The following is a 9,686-nucleotide window of genomic DNA, read 5'->3' as shown; positions in this document are numbered from 1 at the left end:
ACAGAAACCGACATTGCCATTGAACACCCCCCGAGATATGGTTTTGAGCACTTGAAGGGCTCACCCAGAGGCGCAGGCTTGTTCCTATCGTCGGTCTAGCCAGATGCATTCTTTATCGGCGCTTGGGTGAAAGGAGGAGGGGCGAAATCTCCCACGGATCTGTACTGCGCCAACAGTCAGAATCGAGCCTTGTCCCTCCTCCTCCCTTCAAGTACCAGCATACAAGCGAGCTTGCTCCCACACTGGATCAGGGTTGTCCGGGCGATTATCGATCAGCGCGGATCCTTCTCTCCATCGCGTGGCGTTACATCCTCATCGTCCGGCAGTTCATCGATACCCGGTTCATCGTCAGGGTTGACGGTGGTCCGCGCCGGGCTCAGGGGTTCGGGATGGGTCGGGATCGGGTCGTAGCCACCCTGTTCTTCGCTGGGGTACTTCTTTTTATGGGGAAAGGCTGGATGGGGCATGGGGCACCTCGCATGGAGCCGTGACGTCGGACTCTGATCGTTCGAGGTGCCGGTATTGATCCCCGTTCCAATTTTTCAATCACCGGTCGTCGGTGATTCTGCATAACGTCTCAGGACGGCGCCTGCAGTCGCTCAACGATCTTATTCTTGACCTGTACGCGCTTCTCTTTGAGCTTCTTCAGTACCTCATCGCTGGGCGCATCCGATTGTGCGGACTCGGCCTTCACCACCTCTGCGTCCGCCTGGGTGTACTTGTTGAGCAGTGAATCCAGTAACGGATCCTTGGTGCGTTTTTGCTGGATCTCTTCCTTCGTGCAGCGCAAGTCCTGATAAAGATCATGGGTCACCGGCATGGAACACCTCCGTTTGTTAATCGGTGGCAAACGTGATCGATGGCGTTCGCCAAGTATCAGAATGGCCTCGCTTACCCGGTTCTGTCGACCGTCTATCAGACCAGCGGTGTCCGTTCGTCGTCCTGTCGCAAACGCGATAAAACCTTTGTTCGAACGCCTGCCTCCATTGAATATCGATCACCTGGATCGCCCATGTAAACCTGTATGGAGAATGTCCATGGACATATTCACCCTGCGTCACCTCGCTCTGGCCGTCGCCTTGAGTACCGGGATGGGCACGGCTTTTGCCGCCAGCTCCAACGACTTTGTCGACGACGCAACCGCGGGCGGTATCGCGGAAGTCGAGGCCAGTAAATTGGCTCTGGAAAAAAGCTCATCAGCCGACATCAAGGCATTCGCCAACATGATGATTACCGATCATTCCAAGGCCAATAAAGAACTGGCGGCATTGGCGAAAAAACATGACATCGAGGTGCCGGATTCGACGACGCTGGTCAAACAGGCCAAGGAGAAAATTCTCGACATGCGCGATGAGTCCTTCGACAACGCCTATGCCAACAATCAGGTGAAGGCCCACGAAGAAGCCATTGAGCGGTTCAAGAAAGAAGCCAATACAGTGACCGACGACAGAACCAAAGGCGCCACCGAACTCAAGGCGTTCGCACAAAAAATGTTGCCGGCCCTGGAAAACCACTTGGCGTTGGCGAAAAAACTTCAGGCAGCTCATCCCGATAAATAACCCCAAGCCTTGATGCCAGTCAGTCAAGGTGCGGAATTCTGTGGGAGCGGGCTTGCTCGCTCCCACATGGATTGCATCCCTCGCCACAATAGAATCAACCACCCAGCACGCTGCGGATCATGCTCAATAGCGCCTCGGGACCATAAGGTTTGCTCAGCAGATAAGTGTCAGAGCTGAGTTGGTGATCGCGCGAAATGATGTCGCGGGTGTGTCCGGAGGTAAACAACACCGCCACTGGAGGGTTTTGCACTTTGGCCCAGGCGGCCAGGTCCGAGCTTTTGATCAAGCCGGGCATGACCACGTCGGTGAAGATCAGGTCCACTGTCGCGCCGTCGAGCAACATCTGCATCGCCAGGTCACCGTTGGCCGCGGTCAGGACCTGATAGCCCTCTTCGCACAACAAGTCCACGGCCGAACTGCGCACCGCTTCGTTGTCCTCGACCACCAGAATGGTTTCATGCCCGCCCCGGTGCTGCGGAGCATGGCGCATTGTTTCGTCAGGCAACGGGCGCAAGCTGCGAGGGAAATACAGCTGCACCCGAGTGCCCCGCCCGACGACGCTGGAAATCTCGATATGCCCGCCGCTCTGTTTGACGAACCCGAACACCATACTCAAACCCAGGCCGGTGCCTTGGCCATCAGCCTTGGTGGTGAAAAACGGCTCAAAGGCATGTGCAAGCACTTGCGGCGGCATGCCGACGCCCGAGTCCGCCACCGTCACGCAGACATAATCGCCAGCGACGATGCCCTTGCCGGCGCAAAACTTGCGGTCGAGGACGATGTTCTCGGCGCTCAGGGCAATGGTCCCCTCGCCGTTCATGGCATCTCGGGCGTTGATCGCAAGGTTGAGAATGGCGTTTTCCAGTTGATTGCAGTCCACGTAGAGGCGCCATGGATCGTCAGGTGCGGACACCTTGATCTGGATCGTCTCTCCCAGCGCTCGCTGCAATAATTCCTCGAGGTCTTCGAAGATCTGCCGTGGGTCGCATATGGCCGGTGACAAGGGCTGACGACGGGCAAAAGCGAGCAATTGTGAAGACAATTTGGCCCCGCGCTCGACCGCGGCAATCGAGGCGCCGACCCGGCGCTGCACGTTGGCGTTGTCCGGCTCGTGACGCGCCAGCAAGTGCAGGTTGCCGGCGATCACCTGTAACAGGTTGTTGAAGTCATGGGCCACTCCGCCGGTGAGACCGCCAATGGCTTCGAGCTTCTGTGATTGACGCAGCTGATCTTCGGCCGCCAGCCGCGCCTCGACTTCTTCAGCGACTCGTTGCTCCAGGTTGCGGGTGAACTTGAGCAAGGACTCTTCGGCAATCTTGCGTTCGTGGATGTCGATCAGCACCCCGGGAAAGCGCAACGCTTCACCTTGCGCATTGAACTCGCAACACCCGCTGGCGAGCACCCACAGGTAACTGCCATCGGGACGCAGCACCCGATATTCGGCGTTATAAGGCACGCCGGTTTCCACCGACTGACTCATCCGCTCCCGGGCCCAGCTGCGATCATCGGGATGAATCTGCATTTGGGCGATGGCCGGTGGCAGGTTGGCCAGGTCCTGGCCTAGCGGATAGGAAAACGTGCGGGCGAATCGCTCGTCGCCCGATAGCACATCAGCCTTGATGTCCCAGACAAACGAGCCGAGCAAAGCCCCGGCATTGAGGGCCAGGCGAACCCTTTCATTATCGGCACGATAGGCGTTTTCGGCTTCCTGGCGTCGGCGTTCGGAAATCACATGGTCAGTGGTTTCAACCACCATTGCCATGACCCCGGCGGGACACCCGTCATCATTGGCGACAGGGCTGTAGTAAAGGTCCATCCAGACGTCTTCGGGAACGCCGTCGCGCAGCAATACCAGGGCTTTGTTGCGATAGGACAAGGTTCCGCCCGCAAGGCAGGTGTCCACCACTTGCCGATTGAATTCGGCAACCTCCGGCCAGCCCAACTCCACCGGGGAGCCCAGCAGGTAAGGATGGCGGCCACCGGCAAATCTTGAGTAGGCGTCGTTATAGATCATGTAACCGGGATGGCCCCACAGCATCACCATCGGCAGCGGTGAAGCAAGCAGTAACTGCACCGCGCTGCACAGACTCCCGGGCCAGGTGTCGATGCGACCGAGTTCGGTCAGGCTCCAGTCGAACGCTCGGATGCGTTCGGCCATTTCGCCGCTCCAGCCGGTACAACCGTGGCTATTGTCTAGAAACTGCATCGACTGGCCTATGTCTTGTGAATGACATGTTTTCAGGCAGTGCAACAGAATGAAGAGACGGTGTCTGCCCGTTTGTTTCGAGCACTGCCGACGCCAATGGTTTCATTGAGGTATAGCTGATTCTCGACCGGCCCTTCAGCGAACGTGATTGCCTCTGTAGGAAACATGTGACCATGGGTTCAGCGGAAATCCCGACTGCGCACATGGATACCGTCGAGCAATGAACTCAGGTCGCTCAAGCGTCCGGCAATCAGGTGCCGCACCTCGCCCACCTTTTCCCAGCGCCCGTCGACCTTGAGCAATTGCGAGCCGACCAATACCTGCCGTTGCCGTTCGGCCAGGTCGCGCCAGACCACCACGTTGACGTTGCCGAATTCGTCTTCAAGCGTCACGAAGGTCACACCGCTGGCGGTTCCCGGACGCTGCCGACCGGTGACCAGCCCGGCGACGCTGACCGGACGCCCATGCTCGACCATCAGCAGTTCCCTGGAGCTGCGACAGCGCCGGGCCTTGAGTTCCCCCCGCAACAACGCCAGCGGATGCGGGCCGAGGGTGGTGCCGACACTGGCGTAGTCGGCTTGCAGGTCTTCGCCCACGGTGGGTTTGGGCAGATCCACCGCCGGTTCTTCCTGACTCGGCAGACCGGCAAACAAACCGAGTTGTTTCTGTACCCCCGCCACCTCCCAGCGCGCCCGATGCCGATCACCGGCCAGCCCGCGCAGTGCACCGGCATCGGCCAGTTGTTCCTGGGCGCGAGCATCGAGTCGTGCCCGCTCGCCGAGGTCGGCGATGTCGGCAAACGCCCCTTTCGACCTAGCCCTCTCGATACGCCGGGCATCGTCTTCGCGAAAGCCCTTGATCATCCGCAGCCCCATGCGAATGGCCGGCTGCGCGCCGGTGATCGGTTCCAGGCTGCAATCCCAATCACTGGCCCGCACGTCCACCGGGCGAATCTGCAAATGATGGCGGCGGGCGTCCTGGAGAATCTGGTCCGGGCTGTAGAACCCCATCGGCCAGCTGTTGATCAGCGCACAGGCGAAAGCCGCCGGCTCGTGGCATTTCAACCAGCAACTGGCGTAGGTCAGCAAGGCGAAACTGGCGGCGTGGGATTCGGGAAAACCGTAATCGCCGAAACCTTTGATCTGCTCGAATATCTGCGCGGCGAACTCCGCCGTGTAGCCGTTTTTCTTCATTCCGTCCGCCAGGCGTTCCTTGTGCGGTTCCAGTCCGCCATGGCGTTTCCAGGCCGCCATGGAGCGGCGTAACTGATCAGCTTCGCCGGGGCTGTAGTCGGCGGCGACAATCGCGATCTGCATCACCTGTTCCTGGAACAGCGGCACGCCCAGCGTACGTTTCAGCACCGCTTCAAGCTCTTTCGACGGGTATATCACCTCTTCTTCGCCCTTACGCCGCCGCAGGTAAGGATGCACCATCCCGCCCTGAATCGGCCCCGGACGAACGATCGCCACCTCGATCACCAGATCGTAGAAGTTCTTGGGCTTGAGCCTGGGCAACATCGACATCTGTGCCCGGGATTCGATCTGGAACACCCCGATGGTGTCCGCATGGCCGATCATCTCGTAGGTTTTCGGGTCTTCGGCCGGCACCGTCGCCAGGCTCAGGTCACGGCCTCGGTGCCGACGCAGCAGATCGAAACAACGGCGAATCGCGCTGAGCATGCCCAGCGCCAGAATATCGACCTTGAGCAGCCCGACCGCATCCAGATCGTCCTTGTCCCACTGGATGATGGTGCGCTCGGCCATGGCGGCGTTTTCCACCGGCACCAGGCTGTCCAGAGGCTGCTCGGAAATCACGAAACCGCCGGGGTGCTGGGACAGGTGCCGGGGAAAACCGATCAGCTGTTGGGTCAGGCTCACCACTCGGCGCAACACCGGGCTATCAGGATCGAAACCACCCTCACGCAGACGCTCGATGGGCGGCGCCTGATGACTCCAGTGACCGCAACAATCCGCCAGGGCGTTGACCTGATCCGGCGGCAAACCCAACGCCTTGGCCACGTCGCGGATTGCACCGGCACCGTGGTAAGTGCTGACCACCGCCGTCAGCGCCGCACGAGCCCGGCCATAACGCTGAAACACATACTGCAGGACTTCTTCGCGCCGCTCGTGCTCGAAATCCACGTCGATGTCCGGCGGTTCGTTGCGCTCCCTGGAGAGAAAGCGTTCGAACAGCAGCGTGCTGCGATCCGGGTCGATCTCCGTGATCCCCAGTACGAAGCACACTGCCGAGTTGGCGGCAGAACCGCGGCCCTGACAAAGAATGTGTTGCTGGCGGGCGAAATTCACAATGTCGTGAACCGTCAGGAAATAACTCTCGTACCCCAGCTCGGCAATCAGCTCCAGTTCCTTGTCGATCTGCGCCAACACCTCGGCCTTGGGGCTTTTTTCCCAGCGCCAGCGAATCCCCTTTTCTGCCAGCACCCGCAGCCAGGACGTGGCCGTGTATCCCTCGGGCACCAGTTCCCGGGGATATTGATAACGCAACTGACCGAGGTCGAAGGTACAGCGTCGGGCGATGCTCAGCGTCTCGTCGAGCAGCGCCTGCGGGTAGAGATCGCGCAAGTCATCGAGGCGGCGCAAATGCCGTTCGCCATTGGGGTGCAGACGCAACCCGGCCTCGGCTACCGGCAGGTGATGGCGGATTGCGGTCATGGTGTCCTGCAAGGCGCGCCGGCCACGGGCGTGCATATGCACATCGCCGCTGGCCACCGCCGGGATTCGCAGTTCCCGCGCCAGGGTCAGCAGTGCCGCCAGTCGCCGGGTGTCGTCTTGCCCGCGATGTAACTGAACACTCAGCCACAGGCGCTCGGCGAAGCTCTGCTTCAGCCAATGGCCCTGCGCAAAATCATCGACGGCGTCGGGCGCCCACAACGCCAATAGCCCTGGCAACGGCTCGCTGAAATCCTCCCGCAGCACCTGATACTGGCCTTTCTGCGTGCGGCGTCTGGCACGGGTAATCAGTCGGCACAGGGCTTGATAACCCTCGAGGTTTTCCACCAGCAGCACCAGTTTCGGGCCATTTTCGATACGTATTTCGCCGCCGATGATCAGCGGCAACTCCACGGTCTTGGCCGCCTGCCAGGCTCGGACGATACCCGCCAGGGTGCATTCGTCGGTGATCGCCAGCGCCTGATAGCCCTGCTTTTTCGCCCGTTGAAAAAGCTCAAGCGCACTGGAGGCACCGCGCTGGAAACTGAAGTTCGACAGGCAGTGCAGCTCGGCATAGTCGACGCTCATGCGAACCAGCCTTGCAGCCACAACGGGCCGTCTTCGCCCACCGCCCGATAGGCCCAACCCTGCTGACCGGAACGGGTTTCGATCAGGTAGTAATCGCGGCGCACGTCGTCGCCGTCCCACCAGCCGGACTCGATGCGCTCCGGCCCCATGAGGATGCGCGTCGAGCCTTCGTGTACCGCCTGCGGTTCAGTCAGCAACCAGCCCGGGCGTTGCACCGCAGGCAGCCCCCCGCAGGCCTGGCTGTCGACAGTCGTCTGCCACGCGCATTCCGGCCGGTGATCGGCCTGGAAGCGCAAGCCCTGCACCGCGTCATCCCCCAGCCGTGCGCGCAAGCGCTCACGCAGTTGCTCCCAGGGCAAGGACTGCTGCGGACGGTCGTCGAACAGCTCCTGACGCTGGGGCACGAAGGCCGGCAGATCTTCGGCGCGCAGACGAAAACCGCGCACCGGCGCCTCGACCTGAACCTGTTCCAGCCGCCCCCGGGCCAGTTCGAACAGCATCGCCGGATCGCGCTCGGCGCTGAGCAGGCCGACCTTGATCACGGTGTCCGGCAAGCCGGCGTGTTCCAGGTGCAAGTCGAAACGTTGCACGCCGCTGTCCCGGCCGCAGAGGAACGCCGACAGATCGCCGGTCAATCGTCTTAAAGGAAACAACAATGCCTGATGGGATTGCACATCGAAGTTGAGCTCGATGCGCACATCGAAACGGTCCGGCGGCAGGTAAAACGCCAGCGCCAGCCGCCGCTCACCGAACAGGCTGTCCAGATGCTTGAGCACCTGGGCCTCGAAACGCCGGGCCAGGCTATGCCGGGGCAGCGCCTGCTGCACCTGACTCAAGGTGCGCAGCCCCATGCGCGATAACGCCGTGGCAACGCTGGGCTCCAGGGCGATCCGGTCGACGGGCAGTTGCCCCAGGTGATGCTGCAAGGCGTCATTGTCCGGCACCACCAGACCGTCATAAACGTTGGCCAGCACCCGCGCCGCCACCGGGTTTGGCGCGGCGACAATCCGATGGCGAAACCCCAGCTCAGCGAGCTCGGCGCGCAGCCGCGCCTCGAACTGCGGCCAGGGGCCGAACAAGCCCAGGCTGGATTCGATTTCAAACACCACGGCGCGCGGGTAATGCACGCTGACCTGGGAGCTGAACCGATAGGCCCAGGCGGCCAGGAACTGCTGCCAATGTTCGATTTCGGCGGCATCGTATTCGGCGGTGACGAACCCTTTGCTCAGCGCCTGGGCGGCGGTCATCGACTGACCGGGTCGCAAACCCAGCGCCCGCGCCGCACCGTTGACCGCCTGCAGCACCCGCCGCTGGGCCGGGCCGGTCAGCAGCGCCAACGGCTCATCGGGGTCGGGGCGCTGACGCAGTACCGCGTCCAGCGCCAATTGCGGGAAGACAATGCACACCCAGCGCATGGCAACCTCAATGCCCCACGGCAAAGGCAATCGGCACCGAATGGGCCAGCCCGCCCCGGCACTTGAGCACCCGCAGCTGAGCAGGCTTGCTGTCGATGGCGATGCGTAAGGCCGCTGGCGACGGGTTGATGGCTTCACTGAGCGAGCGATAGGCGAACGCCAGGGTCTGCCCGGTTTCGGCCGCCACCTGCAAACGTCGCAACGCCCGATCATCGGCCTTGTGCGGCCAGCACAACACCGCCCCGCAACTGCCCGAACGCAGGCATTGTTCCGCCGCCCACAGCGCATCGCGCTCGCTGGCCTGGATGATCGACAACTGGCGCAGATCGACCCCGGCGTTCTGCCAGGCCTGGGGATACGGCACATAAGGCGGCGCCACCAGCACGATGCGTTCGCCCGCCGCCGACAACCGCGCCAGCGTCGGCCACACCAGTTGCAACTCACCCACTCCCTGCCCGGCCAGGAGGATTTCGCTCAGCGCCGCTTCCGGCCAGCCACCGCTCGGCAGCGCCGCATCCAGCGCCGCATGCCCCGTGGGTTGCGGGCTGACGGCCGGTGGCGCAGGTCGGCCCTTCCAGACCTGGCCGCCATTGAACAGCGTATCCAGCGCAACGACGGCGCCCATCACCCTTGCCTCACCAGACCACAGAACACGCCTTCGATGGCCAGCTCCTGATCGGCTCGAACAATGATCGGCTGGTAAGCCGGATTGCGCGGCAACAGGCGAACGGCATCGCCGACCCGCTCGAAACGCTTGATGGTGACTTCGCCGTCAAGCCGCGCCACCACGATCTGGCCGTTGACCGCCTCGGGATTGCGCCGCACGCCCACCAGATCGCCATCGAGAATGCCGTCCTCGATCATCGAATCACCCTGGACCCGCAGCAGGTAATCCGGCACCCGCGAGAAGATCGACGGATCGAGCAGCAAACGGCTGTGGACCTCGGCATCGGCACCGATCGGTGCGCCGGCTGCCACTCGACCGAGTACCGGAACGTCCAGCAGCTCGGGCCGTGGCGGCTGGTTCAATAAGCGGATGCCACGTGCCTGATGCGGATTGACCTCGATGAAACCGGCTTCGGTCAGCGCCAGCACGTGCTTGCGCGCCACGCTACGGGAGGCGAAACCGAAGGCCTCACTGATTTCAGCGAGGCTCGGGGGCTGACCGTGTTCGGCGATGCGATCGCGGATGAAGGTCAGGATGGCGGTACGGCGGGGAGTTAAAGTCGTCATGGAGTACATTTGTACT

Annotated in this window: 8 protein-coding genes; 1 reads left to right on the top strand and 7 read right to left on the bottom strand. The window is 61.9% G+C overall.

What is annotated here, in order from left to right:
* Positions 1–272: 272 nt before the first annotated feature.
* Entirely contained in the window at positions 273–467 is a 195-nt protein-coding gene (locus tag AC1D2Q_RS23445) for a hypothetical protein (protein WP_477814697.1), read from the bottom strand.
* A gap of 110 nt (positions 468–577) precedes the next feature.
* Complete coding sequence (locus tag AC1D2Q_RS23440; RefSeq protein WP_477814696.1) at positions 578–820, bottom strand: hypothetical protein; 243 nt, start codon at positions 818–820, stop codon at positions 578–580.
* A 217-nt stretch (positions 821–1,037) separates the two neighbouring features.
* On the opposite strand from AC1D2Q_RS23440, the gene AC1D2Q_RS23435 reads away from it, so the two are divergent.
* A complete protein-coding gene (locus tag AC1D2Q_RS23435; protein ID WP_477814695.1) occupies positions 1,038–1,559 on the top strand; it encodes a DUF4142 domain-containing protein in 522 nt (173 codons plus the stop codon).
* Positions 1,560–1,653: 94 nt separating this feature from the next.
* Here the strand turns inward: AC1D2Q_RS23435 and AC1D2Q_RS23430 are convergent, their stop codons facing one another.
* The 5 genes from AC1D2Q_RS23430 to lexA form a co-directional block, all read right to left on the bottom strand.
* Positions 1,654–3,717 carry a hybrid sensor histidine kinase/response regulator gene (locus AC1D2Q_RS23430; RefSeq protein ID WP_477814694.1) on the bottom strand — a complete coding sequence of 688 codons (2,064 nt, stop codon included), beginning with the start codon at positions 3,715–3,717 and terminating at the stop codon, positions 1,654–1,656.
* Positions 3,718–3,944: 227 nt separating this feature from the next.
* On the bottom strand, positions 3,945–7,043 hold the full coding sequence (locus AC1D2Q_RS23425; RefSeq protein WP_477814693.1) for an error-prone DNA polymerase: 3,099 nt from the start codon (positions 7,041–7,043) through the stop codon (positions 3,945–3,947).
* Entirely contained in the window at positions 7,019–8,437 is a 1,419-nt protein-coding gene (locus tag AC1D2Q_RS23420; protein WP_477814692.1) for a Y-family DNA polymerase, read from the bottom strand. The genes AC1D2Q_RS23425 and AC1D2Q_RS23420 overlap by 25 nt, the downstream gene beginning before the upstream one ends.
* Positions 8,438–8,444: 7 nt before the next feature.
* Positions 8,445–9,062: a translesion DNA synthesis-associated protein ImuA gene (gene imuA, locus AC1D2Q_RS23415; RefSeq protein ID WP_477814691.1), complete on the bottom strand. Its 618-nt coding sequence runs from the start codon at positions 9,060–9,062 to the stop codon at positions 8,445–8,447.
* Positions 9,062–9,679 carry a transcriptional repressor LexA gene (lexA, locus tag AC1D2Q_RS23410; RefSeq protein ID WP_477814690.1) on the bottom strand — a complete coding sequence of 206 codons (618 nt, stop codon included), beginning with the start codon at positions 9,677–9,679 and terminating at the stop codon, positions 9,062–9,064. The genes imuA and lexA overlap by 1 nt, the downstream gene beginning before the upstream one ends.
* Between the last annotated feature and the right edge of the window lie 7 nt (positions 9,680–9,686).

The sequence above is a fragment of the Pseudomonas sp. P1_A1 genome, assembly GCF_056406935.1.
Note: the sequence above shows the minus strand (reverse complement) of the source record. Positions and strands in the feature narration are given on the sequence as shown.

What these genes read in the sequence shown, in the direction of transcription:
- AC1D2Q_RS23435 (WP_477814695.1), top strand. Translation starts at nt 1,038, where the DNA reads ATGGACATATTCACCCTGCGTCACCTCGCTCTGGCCGTCGCCTTGAGT.
- AC1D2Q_RS23420 (WP_477814692.1), bottom strand. Translation starts at nt 8,437, where the DNA reads ATGCGCTGGGTGTGCATTGTCTTCCCGCAATTGGCGCTGGACGCGGTA.
- AC1D2Q_RS23445 (WP_477814697.1), bottom strand. Translation starts at nt 467, where the DNA reads ATGCCCCATCCAGCCTTTCCCCATAAAAAGAAGTACCCCAGCGAAGAA.
- AC1D2Q_RS23430 (WP_477814694.1), bottom strand. Translation starts at nt 3,717, where the DNA reads ATGGCCGAACGCATCCGAGCGTTCGACTGGAGCCTGACCGAACTCGGT.
- lexA (WP_477814690.1), bottom strand. Translation starts at nt 9,679, where the DNA reads ATGTACTCCATGACGACTTTAACTCCCCGCCGTACCGCCATCCTGACC.
- imuA (WP_477814691.1), bottom strand. Translation starts at nt 9,062, where the DNA reads ATGGGCGCCGTCGTTGCGCTGGATACGCTGTTCAATGGCGGCCAGGTC.
- AC1D2Q_RS23440 (WP_477814696.1), bottom strand. Translation starts at nt 820, where the DNA reads ATGCCGGTGACCCATGATCTTTATCAGGACTTGCGCTGCACGAAGGAA.